Origin of the sequence: Streptomyces pristinaespiralis (assembly GCF_001278075.1) — a bacterium.
Lineage (GTDB): Bacteria > Actinomycetota > Actinomycetes > Streptomycetales > Streptomycetaceae > Streptomyces > Streptomyces pristinaespiralis.
Window position 1 is genome coordinate 6,068,245 of the sequence record NZ_CP011340.1, and the last position, 19,410, is coordinate 6,087,654.

General features: G+C 71.1%; 10 protein-coding genes and 1 other RNA gene. 6 read left to right on the forward strand and 5 right to left on the reverse strand.

Annotated elements, in window-relative coordinates:
• Positions 1–4: 4 nt before the first annotated feature.
• From SPRI_RS25885 to yaaA, 3 genes are all read right to left on the reverse strand, one after another.
• Positions 5–1,759, reverse strand: coding sequence for a S8 family serine peptidase (locus SPRI_RS25885; protein WP_005318333.1), 1,755 nt, complete (start codon positions 1,757–1,759; stop codon positions 5–7).
• Between the two features lie 312 nt (positions 1,760–2,071).
• Positions 2,072–2,686, reverse strand: coding sequence for a bifunctional 4-hydroxy-2-oxoglutarate aldolase/2-dehydro-3-deoxy-phosphogluconate aldolase (gene eda / locus SPRI_RS25890; protein WP_078535369.1), 615 nt, complete (start codon positions 2,684–2,686; stop codon positions 2,072–2,074).
• Between the two features lie 60 nt (positions 2,687–2,746).
• A complete protein-coding gene (gene yaaA, locus SPRI_RS25895) occupies positions 2,747–3,547 on the reverse strand; it encodes a peroxide stress protein YaaA (RefSeq protein WP_005318336.1) in 801 nt (266 codons plus the stop codon).
• Between the two features lie 113 nt (positions 3,548–3,660).
• Here yaaA and SPRI_RS25900 point away from each other — a divergent pair, with 113 nt between their 5' ends.
• Positions 3,661–5,100, forward strand: a complete 1,440-nt coding sequence (locus tag SPRI_RS25900; protein WP_037774810.1) for an RNB domain-containing ribonuclease — start codon at positions 3,661–3,663, stop codon at positions 5,098–5,100.
• On the opposite strand, the gene SPRI_RS25905 is transcribed toward SPRI_RS25900, so the two are convergent.
• On the reverse strand, positions 5,087–5,917 hold the full coding sequence (locus tag SPRI_RS25905) for a hypothetical protein (RefSeq protein WP_005318339.1): 831 nt from the start codon (positions 5,915–5,917) through the stop codon (positions 5,087–5,089). The two genes, SPRI_RS25900 and SPRI_RS25905, sit on opposite strands and share 14 nt — an antisense overlap.
• Positions 5,914–6,693 carry a MerR family transcriptional regulator gene (locus SPRI_RS25910; protein ID WP_005318341.1) on the reverse strand — a complete coding sequence of 260 codons (780 nt, stop codon included), beginning with the start codon at positions 6,691–6,693 and terminating at the stop codon, positions 5,914–5,916. The genes SPRI_RS25905 and SPRI_RS25910 overlap by 4 nt, the downstream gene beginning before the upstream one ends.
• Positions 6,694–6,845: 152 nt before the next feature.
• Here SPRI_RS25910 and SPRI_RS25915 point away from each other — a divergent pair, with 152 nt between their 5' ends.
• The 5 genes from SPRI_RS25915 (at position 6,846) to SPRI_RS25930 (ending at position 19,370) form a co-directional block, all read left to right on the forward strand.
• Positions 6,846–7,427 carry a Uma2 family endonuclease gene (locus SPRI_RS25915; protein WP_005318343.1) on the forward strand — a complete coding sequence of 194 codons (582 nt, stop codon included), beginning with the start codon at positions 6,846–6,848 and terminating at the stop codon, positions 7,425–7,427.
• A gap of 30 nt (positions 7,428–7,457) precedes the next feature.
• Positions 7,458–7,860, forward strand: an RNA gene (gene rnpB, locus SPRI_RS36425) — RNase P RNA component class A.
• A gap of 786 nt (positions 7,861–8,646) precedes the next feature.
• The gene (locus SPRI_RS25920) at positions 8,647–10,158 is read left to right on the forward strand and encodes a serine/threonine protein kinase (RefSeq protein ID WP_050791574.1); all 1,512 of its coding nucleotides are present in this window, start codon (positions 8,647–8,649) and stop codon (positions 10,156–10,158) included.
• Positions 10,159–10,315: 157 nt separating this feature from the next.
• Positions 10,316–13,609: a DEAD/DEAH box helicase gene (locus SPRI_RS38580; protein ID WP_005318349.1), complete on the forward strand. Its 3,294-nt coding sequence runs from the start codon at positions 10,316–10,318 to the stop codon at positions 13,607–13,609.
• A 73-nt stretch (positions 13,610–13,682) separates the two neighbouring features.
• A complete protein-coding gene (locus SPRI_RS25930) occupies positions 13,683–19,370 on the forward strand; it encodes an Eco57I restriction-modification methylase domain-containing protein (protein ID WP_053557367.1) in 5,688 nt (1,895 codons plus the stop codon).
• Positions 19,371–19,410: the final 40 nt, after the last annotated feature.

A 19,410-nucleotide genomic window follows, 5' to 3' on the forward strand; every position in this document is an offset into this window, starting at 1 on the left:
ATTCTCACAGGCCCGTGGCGCTGACGAGCCCGTGTCCCCACTTCGGGTCGAACACTCCCGGCGTCCCGCCGATGACCGTGGCGTCGGCACGGAGCATGTCCTTCAGCCCTGCCGGACCGAGCTCGGGATCGCGCTGCAGCAGCAGAGCCGTGATGCCCGTGACGAAGGGTGCGGCCATGCTGGTGCCCTGCATCGCCACATGCTTCGTGTCGGTCATGAACTCTCGGCGGACACCGACGGCGTCCCGGGACAGGGCAGCGACCAGCATGGCTCCGGGGGCGGCGATGTCGGGCTTGGGTGCGCCGTCCCGGCGCGGCCCTTCACTGCTGAAGCTCGCGATGTCCTCGGCCGCCAGCCAGCTCGCCTCGCGGGTGATGCCGTCGATGTCGTCCCACTCCGTGCGCGACGTGAAGGCGGCGACCGTGACCGCCGAGGAGGCCGTGCCCGGCGAGCCGATCTTGAGCGCGTCGTGCACGGCGCGGCCGCTGAACTGCGCCTGCGGTCTGGCGTCGGCGCTGCCGAGCATCCATACGTCCACCACACCGCTGGTCACTTCCCGGGCCCGCACCACGAGCCGCCATCCGCCCGGCGCGGTGGCGGGACCGTGGCCGGTCGGTTCGACCCCTACGAAGAAGTTGTGGTCACCGTTGGCGCGGTCAGGTCCCGGTGTGACGAGCTCGACCGTGCCTTCCGGCAGCTGGTGACGGGAGACCGGCGACCCCGAGGGCCGGACGGCCTGGAACGGGGTCGACGCGCCGGACGGCGAGACCATGGCGATGTCGAACCGGTCGCTCCCGGAGTACCAGCCGTTGAGGGCGAAGACGTCGGGCGCGCCGTCGAGGATGCCCGGATGGCAGGGGACGGTACGTGTGGAGCCGTCCGGCACGGTGATCCTCGCGTGGATGTCGTCGTCCCCTTCGTTGCCGGCCGCGCAGCACACGATCCGGCCCGGCCCCGACGCCTCCTCGATCGCCTGGGACATCAGGTCGGTGCCGTCGTGCGGGTCGAAGTGACCGCCGAGACTGAGGTTGACCACCGCGGGCAGCCCCAACTCGTCCGCGACGCGGAAGACGTACTGGATGCCGTCGATGATGTGGGCATCCATGAAGTCGGTCTTGACCACCACGAGGCGGGCATCCGGCGCGACGCCCTCCTTTCCCGCGGCGATGCCGGCGACGTGGGTGCCGTGGCCCTCGGTGTCCCGCGAGAGTGCGGCCGTGGCCAGGCCGGCGCCGGTGAACTCCGTGCCGTAGCCCCCTTCTGCGACACCGCTCCCGGGCATCGTCTGGTCCCAGATCCGCTCGATCCGGCCGGCGAAGACGGGATGCCTCGGATCGATGCCGGTGTCGACCACCCCGACGACCACGTCGCGGCCGGTGAGGCCGGATCCCGTGCGGAAGGCGGCCGTACCCGTTCTGGCCTGTGCCGCGTGCAGGCAGGGACGCAGCTGCGCGGCGGGTGCGATGCGCTTGACGGCAGGGTTGCCGGCCAGGCGGTCCAGCGCGTCCAGCGTGACGATGGCGGTCCGCACCTCGTGGCCGCCGTGGTTGAGTTCGATGCCCTCGCCCCAGGTGGCGTCGGGCGTGACGTCCGGATCGCACGACAGGGAGACCACGACGCGAACGGGCTTGGCGCGCTCGCGCACCGAGACGAACCCCAGCATCCGGGTCTGCCGGACGAGCGGACCTCTGGTCCTTCCCTCCTGCACGTATCGCTCGTACGCCGCCGCGAGCGGGGACGCCAACTTGTCGAAGTCCACTGCCGTTTCTCCTCCCTGGACCCGCGGCGCAGCCGTCCGGGGCGACCAGGACGAGAGCCTCCCGCAGGCGCCGGGAGGCACCTGCCGCGACATCGGGCCGTGCGCGTCCTGTCACCGCCGACCCAGCGGTCGTCGGGCCTCCAGTGCTCACGGGAGGGGACAGGGGTGAGCCTGCCACCGGGTCGTCCGGGGCCGGGGTGTCCCTCCCGCGCGAAACGCGGTGATCACACATTCGGCGGAGGCCGGTCGCCGCCGGGCCCTGGGGAGGAGGCGCGGGGGTCCGGGGGGCGGAGGGCGCCCCTGCGTGAGCGGCTATCCCAGCCCCGCCGCCTCCCGTGCCAGGGATTCGATCCGGCCCCAGTCCCCGGACGTCACCGCGTCCGGCGGAAGCATCCATGTGCCGCCCACGCACGCCACATTGGGAAGCGCGAGGTACGAAGGGGCCGAATCGAGCGACACCCCGCCCGTGGGGCAGAAGCGGGCCTGGGGCAGCGGGCCGGCGAGGGACTTGAGGTAGGGCGTGCCGCCCGCCGCCTGTGCCGGGAAGAACTTCATGTCCGTCACCCCGCGCTCCAGCAGCGCCACCACCTCAGACGTCGTGGAGACACCCGGCAGGAACGGCACGCCGGACGCCTTCATCGCGTCGAGCAGGGTGTCCGTCCAGCCGGGGCTGACGAGGAAGCGGGCTCCGGCCGCCACCGCGGAGGAGACGCCGGCCGGTGAGATCACCGTGCCGGCGCCGACGACCGCGCCCGGCACCTCCGCCGCGATCGCGCGGATCGCGTCGAGCGCGGCCGGTGTCCGCAGGGTCACCTCGATCGCCGGCAGGCCGCCCGCGACGAGGGCGCGCGCGAGCGGTACGGCGGTGGCGGCGTCGTCGACGACGACGACAGGGATCACGGGTGCGAGGCCGAGCACGGAGGTCATGCGCCCCATCCTGCCCAGCCGGAGCATCACGCGCAACGAGCGTTGCGCCATGTGCAACGGCTAGTGGATCTCGGAGACCACCACGTCCAGCGCCCACGCCTTCCCGGCCTTCGCCAAAGGCTCCGCCTCGACCACATGGCCGAGGTCGCGCAGCGCTTCCACCAGCGCGGCGGGCGACCTGGGCGCCGCCCCGGCCTCCAGCAGGCTGCGGACGATCCGGCCCTTGGTCGCCTTGTTGAAGTGGCTGACCACGGACCGCTTCTCGACCCCGTCGACGATCTGTGAATGCAGGACCCGCACCGTCGCCGTGCGGTTCGCCACCTCGCCCTTCGGCTTCCACGCCGCCGCATACGCCGACGACCGCAGGTCCAGCACCAGCCCGCCGCCGGCCTCCTCGGGGATCACGGACTCCATCGGGCCGCGCCAGTACGCCCCGAGCGGCCCGAGGCCCGGCAGCTTCACGCCCATCGAGCAGCGGTACGGAGGGATGCGGTCGCCGATCCGGACCGCGCCCCACAACCCGGAGAACACCAGCAGGGACTGCCGGGCCCGCCGGCGCGCGGAGGCGTCGAGCGTCGCGAGGCCCAGCGCGTCGTACAGGACGCCGGTGTAGAGCTCACCGGCCGGCCGGGTCCCCGCCGTCCGCAGTTCCACGTTCTTGGCGATCTCGCCGCGCAGCCCCTCGCTCAGGCTGAGGACCTGCTGCGCCTTCGTCCCGTCGGCGACGCACAGCTCGACCAGTTCGTCGAGCACCGCCGCCCGTGCCTCCGCGAGCCCCGGCAGGGACAGCGACTCCGGCTTCAGCGGAGCCCCGCGGCCGGAATCGGCCTTGCCCTCCGACGGCGGCAACAGCACAAGCACGGCAGGTCTCCTTCGTACGTACACGGGGTGGGGGTGCGGCCCCGCGCCAGAGTACAAAGGCCGCCCCGCCCCGCCGAAATGCCACCGCCCCGGCCGCGACCTACGCTCGGTCCATGCCCCGCCGCCACATGAAAGCGACCGGCGCAGCCGAGGCCCCGCTGGGTGCCGCCCTGCGTGAGCTGCGCGCGAAGCTCGACGTGCCGGGCAACTTCCCGGCGGCGGTCCTCGCCGACGCCCTCGCCGCCGCCCGCGCCCCGCGGCTGCCCGCGCAGGACGCCACGGACATCCCGTTCTTCACCATCGACCCGCCCGGCTCCGTCGACCTCGACCAGGCGATGCACCTGGCCCGCCGCGACGGGGGCTATCGCGTCCACTACGCGATCGCCGACGTCGCCGCCTTCGTCACGCCGGGCTCCGCGCTGGACGCCGAGGCCCACCGGAGGGTGCAGACGCTGTACTTCCCCGACGGGAAGGTCCCGCTCCACCCGCCCGGCCTCTCCGAGAAGGCCGCCAGCCTGCTGCCCGGCCAGAGCGCCCCCGCCCTGCTGTGGCGGATCGACCTCGACGCCGAGGGGCGCACGGTCGGCACCGACGTGCGCCGGGCGCTCGTGCGCAGCCGGGCCCGGCTGGACTACGAGGGAGCGCAGCGGCAGATCGACTCCGGCACGGCGGAGGAACCGCTGGCCCTGCTCAAGGACATCGGCACACTGCGCGAGGCGCTCGAGGTCGAACGCGGCGGGATCTCCCTCAACGTCCCCGAGCAGGAGGTCACCGAGGGGGACGGCGGGTACGTCCTCGAGTACCGCGCCCCGCGCCCCGCCGACGGCTGGAACGCGCAGATCTCCCTCCTCACCGGCATGGCCGCCGCCGGCCTGATGACCGCGTCGGGCACCGGCATCCTGCGCACCCTGCCGACCGCCCCCGACGGTGCCGTGGCGCGGCTGCGCCGGTCGGCGAAGGCGCTGCGCGTCGAGTGGCCGCACCACGTCTCGTACGCGGACCTCGTCCGCTCCCTCGACCCGCGTGAGCCGCGCAACGCGGCCTTCCTGCAGGAGTGCACGACCCTGCTGCGCGGCGCCGGGTACACGGCGTTCACCGGCGGGGTGCTGCCGGATCCCGCCGTCCACGCGGCGGTCGCCGCCGAGTACACGCACTGCACCGCGCCGCTGCGCCGGCTCGTCGACCGTTACGCGGGCGAGCTGTGCTTGGCCGCCGTCGCGGGGCGGGAGCCGCCGGAGTGGGTGACCGCCGCCCTGGAGGCGCTCCCCAAGGAGATGGCGGAAGGAGGCCGGCGGGGCAACACCGTCGAACGCGAATGCCTCGACATCGTCGAAGCGATCGTGCTGCGGGACCGGATCGGCGAGGTCTTCGACGCCGTCGTCGTGGACGTGAAGGAGAACGACCCGTCGGCCGGCACCGTCCACCTCGAGGACCCGGCGGTGGTGGCGCGCGTCGAGGGCGGCGGCGACGCGCTGCCGCTGGGGGAGCGGCTGCGGGTGCGGCTCACCGAGGCAGACCCGGGGCGGGCGAAGGTGCGGTTCACGCCGGCGTGACCGGCGCCTCCTCGGGGCGCTCCCCACCCACCGCCTCCCGCAGGGCCTTCGCGAACGCCCTGGCGTCGTCGGCGTGGGCGCGGACCGTGCGGACGGGCCGCTCCCGCCCCAGCAGACCCGTGTACGTCACCGGCTCCGACAGTTCCAGCGTCACCGACGTCTGCCCGGCGATCTTCAGATCGAGGACCTCGTCCTGCTTCTCGTGCGTGAAGCGCAGCTCGTACCGCACGGACGCGATCCGCTCCAGCGGTATCCGCAGGTCCACGTGGCCCGCCTGGCGCAGCCGCAGCGTGTCCGCCGACAGGACGTGCGGGCGCGTGACGGAAGCCGCCTGGAGGCCCAGCATGAACAGGACGGTGTAGACGTCCACGACGAGCAGCACGGCGTGCACGGCCGGCCAGTTCCGGAGCAGCACCGCCATGACGGCCGTCTCGACGGCGCAGACGAAGGTGAAGCCGTACATCAGGGCGGCCTGGTCCCGCGCGTGCCCGAAAGCGCGGTCGCCCGGCCCGACGCCGTCACGGCGCCGTGCGATCCAGAGGACCAGGCTGAACATCAGCCGCAGCTCGTGGCCGACGAGCCGCAGCACGGGCAGCGGTACGAGCTCGGCCAGCGCCTCCCGCCCGGTCAGCCCACGCCTGTGCAGCCGCAGAAAGGCGAACACCTCCGCGGCGAGCAGCAGGACGACGGCCACCTCGGCGACGGCGAGGACGACGACCGGGATCCGCACACCGCCCACCAGGCACACGGCGAGCAGCAGTTCGGCGGGCAGTACCGCGTAGGCCACGCCCCGCAGGGCGCCGAGCAGCCGGTTCACCGGGCACGCTCCATGACCAGTCGCAGGGCACGCTCCACCACGGCGGCCTGGGCGGGCGAGAAGTCCGCGAGGAACGCGTCCAGGAACCCCTCCTGGGGCGGGCCGTCCGTGCCGGCCGGCATCAGGTCGTCGGGCAGCACATCGGCGAGCCGCTGAGCCGCACGCTCGACCCGCGGGTCGGCCGGGTCGGCGTCCTCGAGCGCGTCGAGCTCCTCGTACAGCGCGTACGCCTGCTCCATGGCGCCCGGCGCCTCCGTCATCCGGCGCATCGCCCCCATCAACCGCTCCTGCTCCGCCGCGGGCGCCACCGTGTCCAGCAGCGCCAGGAGCTCGCGGTCCTTGGCCGCCATCGCCGGCTCCGGGCCGGGCAACGCGGCGGAGGCGCGCGCCATGTCCCCGAACAGCTCCGCCAGCATCGGCGACACCGGCCCCTCCGCGGGCAGCCGCCCCTCCCGCGCCTGGTCGAGCAGCGGGGCCAGCCGCGCCCGCCGCTCATGGATCAGTGCTTCCTGGCGCCCCAGGTCGGCGTCCAGCTCCTCCAGCACCTCGACCAGGTCCCGCCCCGCGTCCTCGGCGAGCACGTCGCGCACCTCGTCCAGCCCGATCCCCAGCTCGGTGAGCCGCCGGATCCGGGCGAGCAGCACGGCGTCGCGGACGGTGTACTCCCGGTACCCGTTGGGCAGCCGCACGGGCTCGGGCAGCAGCCCCAGGTGGTGGTAGTGCCTGACGGCCCGCGTGGTCACACCGACCAGCGCGGCGATCTCTCCGATTCGCATGGCTTCAGTAGAAACGTTGACGCTGCGACAAGGTCAAGCGCCGCCGGTCGGTGTGCGCGATGCCGTCACGTTCCCTTGATCGTGTGCCACGATCGAGGGAACGACCCCGATCACACGGACGGGCGGGTGCCTCGATGTCCGACGCTGACGACATGACTGCCATGCCGCACGAACCGATCACGCAGGCGGGCGACGTCCTGCTGGAGGGCTTCCTGGCGCTGGACACGCCGGAGGGCTTCCGGGCGGAACTGATCGAGGGGGAGATCGTAGTGACACCGCCGCCGGACGGGGACCACGAGAACTACATCAACAAAATCGTCAAGCAGATCATCAGGCGTTCACGGACGGACATGGATTTCTCCGGGAACAAAGGGCTGACGCTGAGGCCGGTCACCGGGTCCACGAGGAACCACGTCATCCCGGACTGCACCCTCGCCCCGGCGGAGCTGAGCGTTTTCGAAGGCGCGGACCCTTGGATGCCCTGCGACGGGGTGGCGATGGTGCTGGAGGTCACCTCCACCCGTCCCCAGGCCGACCGTGAGGCCAAGCGCCGCGCGTACGCCCAGGGTGCGATCCCGCTCTACCTCCTGGTGGACAGGGAGGCTTCGGCCCTGACGCTCTTCACCGACCCGGAACGCGGTGACTACCGTGAGCGGCACACGGTCCCGTTCGGCAAGCCGCTCGCCCTCCCCGAGCCGTTCGGCTTCGACCTGGAGACCGCCGACTTCCTCTGAAACGCCAGGTAGCATGGTCACCACGGCAGACGAGCCGGGCGGACGGCCGCGTGGGGATCAGCAGTGATCCTCCCGAGGAACGTCCGGGCTCCACAGGGCAGGGTGGTGGGTAACGCCCACCCGGGGTGACCCGCGGGACAGTGCCACAGAAAACAGACCGCCGGGGACCTCGGTCCTCGGTAAGGGTGAAACGGTGGTGTAAGAGACCACCAGCGCCTGAGGTGACTCAGGCGGCTAGGTAAACCCCACCTGGAGCAAGGTCAAGAGGGACCGCCGGAAGGTGGTCCTGCGCGGACGCATGAGGGCTGCCCGCCCGAGTCCGCGGGTAGACCGCACGAGGCCGGCGGCAACGCCGGTCCTAGATGGATGGCCGTCGCCCCGACGACCGCGAGGTCCCGGGGCACAGAACCCGGCGTACAGCCCGACTCGTCTGCCGCCAAGGGTCCATGACCAGGGAACATGCTGGCCAGGGGCCCTTTGTGTCGGATCAGGGGCTTGGATGGACCCCGTTCCGCACCGGTTCAAACCGGACCGCGTGGCTACGCAAGTAGCCACGAGAGTAGCCGTGAAGACCGGGCCTGTGGGTGGCGACGGCGTGGCCTGACCTGGTGCAGGTGGCCTCTGGCCTGGGACATCCGGGTGGTCCCGTCACCATGCCCGGGCACGCAGTGCAGCCGCTTCGGGCTTGTACTTCTCCCACAGCCCTGTTGAGTGGAGGAGCGCACTCTTCGTCTGATCGTCAGCGGTCTGGCTGCACCGACTATTCGCGGCCGAGGTGGCCCATGTCCGCACATCGACGACGGCTCGGGCGAGGAACCGTAGGCCGACCGCGGCCCCGCCGACCGGGCGCGCGAGCACGAAGGGCAGCGGCGTCGGCTCGGGCGGTGGCGTGCCTACCATGGCCCGTTCAGCGCGGGGCGGCTGCGCACGCAGACGATGACGCGGTCCGGGTAGGGGCCCTGGATGCTTGTCCACGTCCGGCCGCCCTGGTCGAGGGGTTCGCGGACGCTGTCGGCGAGGCGGGCGCGGAACCGCTTTCGGGATTCGGGCCGGGGGGACGTCACAGAAGCTTCCGGGAGGGGCGGTAGGTGGTTCCTGAGCCCGGCTCCGGGGCGGGGCCGGGCTCCGGTCCGAGTCCTGTCGATCTCCACCCCGCGCGCGGTTTCCCGGCCGTAAACTGAAGCCCTTTACGAAGCCGGTTGGGGGCACGAAAGTACCGATGAACCCGCTGAACACCGCGATCGATCCACGAGCTGTCGGCCCTTTCGAACTGTTGCGGGTGCTCGGCCAGGGTGGGATGGGTCGCGCCTATCTCGCCCGGCGGCTGCCCCTGGAGCGATTGGGACCGGAGTACGAGGCCGCCTACCACCTCGCGGAGCAGGACGACGACAGCGCCGGACCCGGACTCGCGGTCGTCAAGGTCATCAGGCCGTCGGTGTTCACCGAGTACACGGCGGCCGACCAGCAGAAGGCGCGTGACCGCTTCGAGCAGGAGGTCGACGCGATCCGCTCCGTGCTGAGCGCCCGCGTTCCCGCGCTGCGCGGGGCCGACGTCGCGACCGATCGGCCGTGGCTCGCGATGGACTACATACACGGGCCCACGCTGCACAGACTGGTGACGGGGAACGGACCTCTCGAGGTCGTTCCCTTCGCGGGGCTCGGCCTCGCTCTGGTGGACGCGTTGCGGGCCATCCACGGCGAGAAGATCCTTCACCGGGATCTCAAGCCGAGCAACATCGTTCTCGGTCCGGCCGGACCGGTGGTCCTGGACTTCGGCCTCGCGGTGCTCTCCGAGCGCCGGTCGAGCGGGGCTCTCACCGAGACCGGCGCGTCCATGGGCACTCATGGCTACACGCCGATGGAGCAGCTTCTCGACGCGAAGCACGTCGAGGAGCCCGCCGACGTGTACGCGTTCGGGGCGACCCTCTACTTCGCGGTGACCAAGGCTCCTCCGTACCCCGTCGCGCCGACGGGCTCACCGCCCGACTGGGACGGAATCGACGAAGGGATCCGGGAGCTGCTCGCCCCGATGCTCCTGCACGAAGCCGGGCAGCGGCCCGTCCTGGACGTGGTGGAGGACCGCCTCACGGCCCTGCTCGCCGCGCACGGCTCGTCGCCCGAGGAAGCGGACGAGGCGCTGGCCACGCTGGTCCGCGACTCGGGGCTGATCCCCGTACTGCCCCCTGAGGCCCTGACTGATCAGCCCGATCCGGAGGTCCGGGAACAGGCGCAGCGAGCGGTCGACGACGGTGCGGCGCCCGACAGCCCCTGGGCGGCGGCCGGGGCCGAACTCTTCGATGAGCTCTTCGCCGCCTCCGCATCGGTTGGCGACGATGAGCTCCCGGCATCGGACGGGGACGAAGACGCGGACGACGCCGAGGGTGAGAAGAACCTCGTGCCGGGTGGGGACGGCGTGCATCCGGGGCCGAACGGTCACATGGCGACCCCGGCCGATGCACAGCCATCCGGCCAAGACGGCCCCGCCCCGAACGGCGTCACTCCGGTCCCCGCGCAACCAGTGGTCTCGCCGAAGCCCGCACCGCCCGCCAGGGACGGCGCCGCACCCTCCGCCCCCACCGTGGCGACCAGCTACCGGCTTCAGCCTCCGGCGCCGCGCGCTTCACAGAAGCGGGAGGCGGCGTTCAACGCCGCGCCCGCCACCGTGCCGCCCGCCGCTGCGAAGGCCGCTGACCGTCTACGCCGCGACTACGCGCACAGCCGGCACCTGTAGGGCCGGCACGGCCTCCCGGCGCCGGAAGGCCGTGCCGCCTCGCGCCGTAACCTCGTCCGAGCCACCCGGCTCTTCCGGCTCCCCCGGGTGTCCAGAACTTCGCTACCCGACAGACCGACAGTCCCCGATCGCCACCGACTCTAAGGACCCTCACCCGATGCCCGACGCAGCGCACGCCGACAGCTCGGTCACTCCTGCCGGGCCGCCCCCGGCGGGGACCGTGATCGAGGTCAGGGACGAGGAGTGGCTGGTACGCAACAGTTCTACGACGCCGAACGGCGAGTACGTCGTCGAGGCCACCGGAGCCTCCGAGCTGGTACGGGGCCGTACGGCCCGTTTCCTGAGCTCGCTTGACGAGCCACGTGTCCTGCGCCCCGAGGACACCGTGCTGCTGCCCGACTCCTCGCGGCACTTCCGGCGCAGCCGTCTCTTCCTGGAGGCGGTACTGCGCCGGACTCCGCTCCCGCAGATCCAGACGGGGCTCGCGCTCACCGATGGATTCCTGCTGGACCGGATGGACTACCAACTGCGCCCGGCGGTGAAGGCTCTGGCGGATCCGCTCCGCCCGCGGCTGCTGATCGGTGACGTGGTCGGTCTCGGCAAGACCCTCGAAATCGGGGTGCTGCTCGGCGAGTTGGTACGCCGGGGACGCGGGGAGCGCATCCTGGTCGTCACCCCGGCCCCCGTCCTGGAGCAGTTCCAGCACGAGCTCTGGACGCGTTTCTCGCTGCCGCTGGTCCGGCTCGACAGTGTCGGCATCGCGCGGATCGAACGGAAGGTTCCGGCCGGCCGGAACCCGTTCACGTACTACAAGCGCGTGATCGTCTCCATGGACACGTTGAAGAACCCGAAGCGGTACCGGCCCTGGCTGGAGGACGTGCACTGGGACGCCGTCGTGATCGACGAGTCGCACAACCTCATCAACCGGGGCAGCGACCGCCGGGCCCTGGCCAACCTCCTCGCGGACCGTACGGACGCCCTCATCCTCGCCAGTGCCACCCCCCACAACGGCGACATGGCCTCCTTCACCGGCCTGGTGCGCCTTCTCGATCCCATGGCGGTCAAGGACCCGAAGCATCCCAAGCCGGAGGAACTGCATCATCTGATGCTGCGCCGGACGAAGACCAGCACGGAGGTGGCCAAGGCTCTCAACGGCGCCTGGGCACCGCGCGGCGGCTCGTATCCGGTGCCGTGCGCGGCGAGCGACCTGGAGGAGCGGATCTTCGCCGAGCTGGCGGGATTCTGGCTCGCGAAGCCCGGCGAGGAGTCCGCCGTCGCGGGGCCGGGCGAGACGGTTCCCGCTCCTGTGGCCCCGGCCGTCCAGGCCACCGACGACCGGCTTTTCCCGTACGTCCTGCTGAAGTCCTTCCTCTCCTCCCACCGGGCCCTGTTCGCCACCGTCCGCAAGCGGCTCACCGGACTCGGCCATCGGCTCCCGAAGGAGCATACGGAGATCACCGACCCGCCGGTGCCCGGTGCGGCCGACGCTCCGGCCACGCCGGAAGTCGCGTCCCTGCTGCGGCTCGCCGACCTGGCCCGAGCCCTGGAGGTGGCGACAGCCGACGCGCTGCGGCGGCCCGCCGCCGAGCGTGATCTGCCGGCCACCTCCAAGCTGGCCGGTCTGGTCACCGAGCTGCGGAGGATCGGAGTGGGAGTGGGCAGCGCGCGCCGCGCCGTGGTGTTCTCCGAGCGCCGCGAGACGCTGGCCTGGCTCGGCGCCGTCCTGCCGCCGCTGCTCGGCTGGCGGGACGGGGACGACGCCGCGGCTGCCGTGCGGGTCCTGCACAGCCTCGTACCGGACACCGTCCAGCAGGGGTACGTCGACGAGTTCGCGCGGGCCGGCGGCGACATCCGGCTGCTGCTGACCGGTGACGGCGCCTCCGAGGGCGTCAACCTCCACCGCCAGTGTCATCACCTGATCCACTGGGACCTGCCGTGGAGCCTGATCCGCGTGGAGCAGCGCAACGGCCGCATCGACCGCTACGGCCAGAGTGAGCCGCCCGAGTTCCGGGCCATGGTCATGACCTCGAAGGTGGAAGGCGCGCTGGACGACACCGCCGTCGCCGTGAAGGTGCTGGCCCGTGAGGCTCGCGTCCACGAGATCCTCGGCGCGGTCGAGGCCGCGACGAAGGAGAACGACGCGGACCGCGAGGAGATCCGTGTGATGGAAGCGCTGTTCACTGGCGTCGCCCCGGACGACGCGGTACGTGACCTGGAGGCAGTACCCGCCGCCACGGACGGCGATGAGGTGCTGACGACCGGACTGCCCGTCGAGCGGCAGACTCTGGCCGAGTTCGGCACCGGCCCCGCCCCCGCCCCCGCTTCAGATGGGGTCGGCGACGATCCCGATGGGTTCGCGGGCCCGGACGACTTCGGTTCCTTCGAGGATTCGGGCGACTTCGACGATCTCGACGACTTCGACCTGGACGCGATCGGCCCTCCGAACCCCGCGGACGGCACCGCCGGTCCGGGCGTCAACGGCAACGGCAACGGCGGCCAGGCCACGGGCACCACCGAGACCGGTACCACCGAACACGACGACGGGACGGGAAGCGGCACTCTGCCGCCCATCCCCACCGTCGACACCCTCCGGCTGTTCGCGGACTCCGCCGAGCGCAACCGTCGGGAGTACGTCCTGACCGGCCTGGCCGAACTCGCCGACCTGGAGCAGTTCCGGCTCCACACCGCCGCCGTCGGCAACGACCTCAGCTTCGACACTCCCGCGGATCTCTTCCGGCAACTCGACGTGCTGCCCCCCGGCTATCTGCGCGACCAAAACATCAAGCGCCGCATGAACCTCACGTTCAGCCGCACGGACGGGGCGGAGTCCCTGCGCCGCGCCCGCGAGGCCGCGGACTCGACCTCCCTGTGGCCAGACGCGCACTATGTCGGCGAGCTGCACCCGGTGGTGGAATGGATCACCGACAAGGTGCTGGTGCAGATCGGGCGTCAGCAGGCGCCCGTCCTCCAGGTCGACCCGACAGCGTTGCCCGCCGGCCCGGTGGTCCTCACCCAGGGCGTGTGGTCCAACGCGGAGGGCCGTCCGACTGTCGTCGCCTGGTGTGCCGTGGAGGGCTTGGCGAGCGGCAAGCCCCAGGTGCGCGAGCTGACCCGTGAGGTGCTGGCCGAGTACGGCATCGGCCCCGACATGGACGATCACTACGCCGCCGGGGACATCGACGCCCTCCAGGCACTGGTGGGGCCCGCGGTCACCGAGACCCGGCGCGAGCTCAAGAAGCTGCGAAGGATCGCGAACGAAAAGGTCGACGCGCCGCTGCACGCCTACGAACGGCGGGTCGGCCGCTGGCAGCAGCAGTCCCTTCCCGGCTTCGCGGGCGGGCGCGGCGCACGAGACGCCGCGGCCGAACGGCTTCGTGAGGCCGCCGCGCGGATGCGCACCACGGGTGAGCCGATGGTACGGATCCTCGCCGTCCTGGAACCGGGCGCATGACAGGCCCGGCGGCCCCGGCAGAGACCCGTCACCCGTCACACACCGAGCACGAGCATGAGCAGGAGCAACAGGCGTGACGTTCGACTCCCTGATCAACGAAGGCGAGTACTTCCCGCCCTTCTACCTGGACGAGATCCTGCCCAAGCAGCTTCGCGGGGGACCGCTCAAGGAGTGGACCGCCCTTGAGCGGCAGGGGCAGCGCACTCCGCGGCAGGGCCTGCGCGACCTGGCCCAGCCCTATCTTGCCGCGCGCGCCGCCCTCGCCACCGACGCCGAGAAGTACCACGCGGTCACGGACACCCGGGCCGTCGCGGCGCAGAAGACTGCGTCCGACGTGCTCAAGGCCGTCTCCGCCGAGTCCGATCCGCCCGCCTTCCAGCCCGCTCTGTCCGACGCCGGACCCGGCAACACACAGGAACCGGCCCCGGCTCCGGGCGCCCTCGCGCCGGACTGGGCGGCCGACGACACCCCCGAGTCCGGGTGGCGGGCCGACCTCGCCGCCTGGCACCGCCGGCTACTCACGGCCCTCGGGTTCGACCCGATCGCGCCCGGCCACCTCACCGCGATGACACCCACCGGCCCCGTCGCCGTCCCGGTCGCCCACCACGAGCCGGGCCTGGTCGTTCTGACCGGGGGGTTCGCCACCGATGTCGATGCGACGCGCGGCGACGGGTCGGCGAACCGCCTGGCGGCTCCGGTGCGCATCGCCTCCGGGAAGTCCCTGACCACGGTGACCGACCTCGCCGCGTGGCTGCTGACCAGCGACAACGGTCCCCGTTACGCACTGCTGTTGTTCGGCGGTGTGATGGTCCTCGGCGACAAGGACCGCTTCTCCCGCGGCGAGTACCTCGCGGTCAGCCTCGACACGGCGCTGCCCCGCAAGGCCGCCAAGGGCGCCACCGCCGGCGAGATCGACCTGATCGCCGCGGTCTTCGGTGCCCCGTCGCTGCGCCCCGGCGAGGACGGTTCGGACGACGACATCGCCAAGCTGGTCGCCGAGTCCCGCGACCACTCCGTGGGCGTCACCGCCGAACTGCGGGTGGGACTGCAGAAGTCGGTGCATCTGATCGCCAACGAGGTCCTCGACCTGGCCCGCGAGCAGGGCGTGCACCCCGACGACCTCCAGGACTGGCTCCCGGAGGTCCTCAAGGAACCGGGCGACCTGCCGAAGCTGCTCACCCACGAGTCGCTGCGCTATCTGTACCGGCTGCTGTTCCTCCTGTACGCGGAGGCCCGCCCCGAGCTCGACATCGTGCCGATGAAGAGCGACGAGTACGTCACCGGCTACAGCGTGGCCCGGCTGCGTGAGCTGGTCGCGCAGGAGAAGCTGGGCAGCGCGTCGCGGCGCGGCCACCACTTCCACGAATCTCTGGCGCTGCTCTTCGACAAGGTCTTCCACGGCCACCCGGTGGCCGACACCGTCAAGGACCGGACCACCTTGTCCGCCGCGTCGGCGGTCGTCGCCGAGCCCACCGAGCCCGTTGCCGGGAGTACCCCGGACCTCGACTCCCAGCCGCGCCTCGCCGAGGACGACGGCCATGCGGCGGTACGCATCGAGGCCCTGCGCTCCCGCCTCTTCGACCCGGAGTCGATAAAGCTCGTCGGCCAGAAGATCGACTACCCGACGGCTACTCTCCCCGACGGCAGCCCGGCGCCCGCCAAGCCGCTGGACCTGCGGCTGCGCAACGAGGTCCTGCACCAGGTGCTGCGCCACCTCACCTTCGTCGAGGGCAAGGGCAGGGCCCACGGCGCGTTCATCTCGTACGCGAACCTGAGCATCAACCACCTCGGCGCGGTGTACGAGGGGCTGATGTCCTACACCGGCTTCATCGCCCGGGAAGCGCTGTACGAGGTCGCCAAGGGCGGCGACGAGAGCGGCGGGTCCTGGCTGGTCGAGGCAGGGCAGGTGCGGTCGGGGCGCTATCCGGACGAGCCCGGGAACAGCGTCTTCGTCAAGGATGTCGTGGACCGCGACACCGGGGAGACGGCCTCGCGCGTCCATCCCGTCGGCTCGTACGTGTACCGGCTCGCGGGCCGGGACCGGCAGACCAGTGCCTCGTACTACACGCCCAAGTCCCTGACCGAGGCCGCGGTGGAGCAGACGCTCCGCTTCCGCCTCGACGACGAGGGCCGCGTCGACCCGCTGAAGCCGGAGAAGGCGTGGGTCAACGCGGCGGACGTGCTGCGCTGGCGGGTGTGCGAACCCGCCCTGGGCTCCGGCGCCTTCCTCAACGAGGCCGTCGACCAGCTCGCCGCCCTGTACCTGAAGCTCGCACAGCGCGAACGCGGCGTGGAGATCGACCCCGAGGACTACCAGCGCGAACTCCAGAAGGCGAAAGCGTACATCGCCCTGCACAACGCGTACGGCGTCGACCTCAACGACACCGCCGTGGAGCTCGCCGAGATCTCACTGTGGCTCAACACCATGCACCCCGGCATGAAGGCCCCCTGGTACGGGCTGCACCTGCACCAGGGCAACTCCCTCGTGGGCGCGGCACGCAAGGTGTACCCGGGCCACTCCCTGCACCTCGGGGGCTGGCTGAACGCCAAGGACCAGCAGCGGCCCCGGCACGTTCCGCTCACCGAGCGGCTGAAGCACCGGGAGGTCCATCAGTTCCTGCTCCCCGCCCTGGGCTGGGGCTCGATCGCCGAGCAGGTGTCGGTGCGCAAGCCGAAGAAGGGAGCGGCGGCGGACGAGCGGCCCGTGAGCGTGGCCGCCGGATCGGTGGCCGACTGGCTCGACCCGGAGCTGATCGAGGCCATGAGGAGGTGGCGCTCGGCGATGCGGAGGAACCCCAAGGGCGAGCAGAAGTCGAAGGCGCCGGCGAAGAAAGCCGCCACCAGTGCGGCCGACGCCCGCGACAAGGCCGCCGTGACGGACGAGCGCATCGGGCAGGGCGCGTTCGACCTGGGCCTCGACCTGTGGGAGCAGGGCGGCTTCGACTTCTCCGGCACGAACACGGACGCCGACGCGACCGCGGAGGCGGGCGCCGTGTCGCCGCCGAAGCAGACCGCCAAGGAGAAGGAAAAAGGGGCGGAGGCTGAGTCCGAGGGCAAGCAGGGACGCACGCAGACGGGCCGCCTGATGGCTCTGGCGCGGCGGGTCGAGTACCTCTGGGACCTGGTCCGACTGCGTCTCGACCTGTCCGAGCAGGAGATCGCGCGCACCATCGACGTGTGGGGCGCGACCGCGGCCGACGTCACGAAGCCCCACGGCGCCGTCCTCATGGACCGGGACGCGGTGGTCCAGGCACTCCGCGCCGAGGGCAGCCCGTACTGGCGGCTGAAGCAGCTGATGGACGCCTGGTGCGCGCTGTGGTTCTGGCCGTTGGAAGAGGTCGGCCTGCTGAACGGCTCGGATCCGGTCTACTGGAACGGCGATGAGGACCTGACGCGGCGCGGCAAGGGGCAGGCCGGCCGCAAGGTGGCCCTGAAGTCCCTGGAGGACTGGATCGCCTTCGCCGAGGCCCTCGTGGGACGGGTGGACACGGACGCCAGCGTGGGCACGTTGGAGGAGATCCCGAAGGTGTCGGACCTCCCGTCGCTCGACACGTTCGAGACGGAACTCGACCGGCAGATGACGGCGACGTCGGCGTGGGTCTCGCATCTGGACATCGGCGACCTGTTCCCGTGGTACGGCACGTCGTACGAGATCGCGGCCGAACACGGTTTCTTCCACTGGGAGTTGAACTTCGCGCACGTCTTCGCGGAGGGCGGGTTCGATCTGCTGGTGGGGAATCCGCCGTGGGTCCGCCAGGAGTGGGACGAGCCCGCTGTGCTCGCGGAGATCGAGCCGTGGTTCGTACTGGGTGGGAAGGCGGCCGAGGCCCAGTGGAGTGAGGAAGTGGAGCGTCTGCTGCGGGATCCCCGTCGCCGCTCGTTCTACCTCAACGAACTGGAGACCGTAGCGGGCATCTCCGGTTTCCTGTCTTCACCGGATACGTACCCCGAACTGGTCGGCACCCGGCCGGACATGTACCGGGCGTTCATGTTGCAGGCATGGCGGGTTACGGGTGAACGGGGGATCGCGGGGCTGATTCACCCGTCCACGCATTTGACGGGGGCGAAGGAGGGGGTGTTGCGGAGGGCGGCTTATCGGCATTTGCGGTTCCACGCCGACTTCACGAACGAGCTCCTCATCTTCGCCAACCCTGTAGGCAACAGCTCTCACTTCAGCGTAAACGTGTACGGCGCAGAGACCGAGATCAAGTTCCAGCACATGAGTTGGCTGCTCCATCCCCATGTGCTGACCAAGTCACTCAGGCACGACGGCACCGGACCCGTACCCGCGGTGAAGAACGACGGCAAGTGGGACCTGCGCGCCCATCGCGACCGAATCGTCACTGTGGACCCGCAGACGCTCGCAGACTGGCAGAAACTGGCCGGAGAGGATGAACCAGGCCCGACCGAAGAGGCCAAGCTACTTTTCCCGGTGACGCGATCCGAGGAATCGGCCATCGCCGCGCTGGCCCGCTGGCCCCACAGACTGGGGGCACTCGACCCTCGAATCAGCACCGGCTTCAACGAGAAAACCGACCGTACGGCGGGCTACTTCACCTGGACTCCCGGCCCGGCAGAACAGTGGAACGAAGTAATCCTTCAAGGGCCGATGTTCAGCGTCGCGACTCCGTACCACAAGCAGCCGCCTGAGGGCGGTTCGAAGAGCATGCGGGACTACGAGCCCTGGGATCACCTCAACCTCTCCGAGGACGAGGTGCCGCGTACGAATTACCGGCGGGCCGCGAGCTGTACTCCGCTTGAGTACTACGACGGGCTCGCCCGGCGCACCTGGCTGGACAAGGAACTGCTCCGCGAGCTCCAGGCTGACGAACGTGCAATGGCCGAAGCGAAGGCAATCGCCGGAACCGACGACGGCGTTCACGCCCAACTCGTGAACTGGGCGTCTCGTCCCTATGCGCGGTTCACGCGGATGGTTTGGCGCCGCCAGATCGCCTCGAATACGGAACGCAGTCTGTTCGCCTGCCTCATTCCGCCAGGTCCCGCGCACGTTCACATGGCGCACAGCATGGCGCTGTCCAACGACCGGGACACTGCGCTGACGGCCGGTTTCTGGGCTGCCCTGCCTCTCGACTACTTCCTACGTGCAACTGGGCGCTCAGACCTACAGGTTGGAGAGGCTCAGGTCATGCCCGCCCCCACCCCCGGTCACCCCCTCGCCGACGCCCTACTCCTCCGCACCCTCCGCCTGAATGCCCAGACCAACGCCTACGCCCCCCTCTGGAACAAGCTCTACAACCCCACCTGGCAGACCGACACCTGGGCCGCCGATTCGGCATGGCCGTCCGAACTCGCGCCCCTCACAGACGGCGTCACCTCAGCCTGGACTCCCGCAACTCCCCTGCGTACCGAACTCGCCCGCCGCGCGGCCCTCGTGGAGATCGACGCACTCGTCGCCGTCTGGCTCGGGATCAGCAAGGACGAGCTAGTCGCGATGTACAACGCCCGGTTCCCCGTACTCAAGCAGTACGAGGAGAACATGTGGTTCGACGCGGCGGGCCGCCGTATCGCCAAGGCGCACCAGCAGCACGGTTACGGGCAGCCCAAGGACGCCTGGAAGCAGTTGAGCGCACCGGAGCTGTTCCCGCTGGAGCACGAGGTGCCAGAGGGATACGCCGAGCCCCTCCACCGCGCCAGCCGCATTGCCGAAATGGAGGCCGCACACGACGAGTTCACGCGGCGCCTACGCGATGCGGGTTGGGAGCCCGGTGACGCGGAGCCGCCCCGGGGCTCTGCCGAGTAGGGCGTGAACGGCCTTGGTCCCGGGCGCCGTTGAAGGCGGC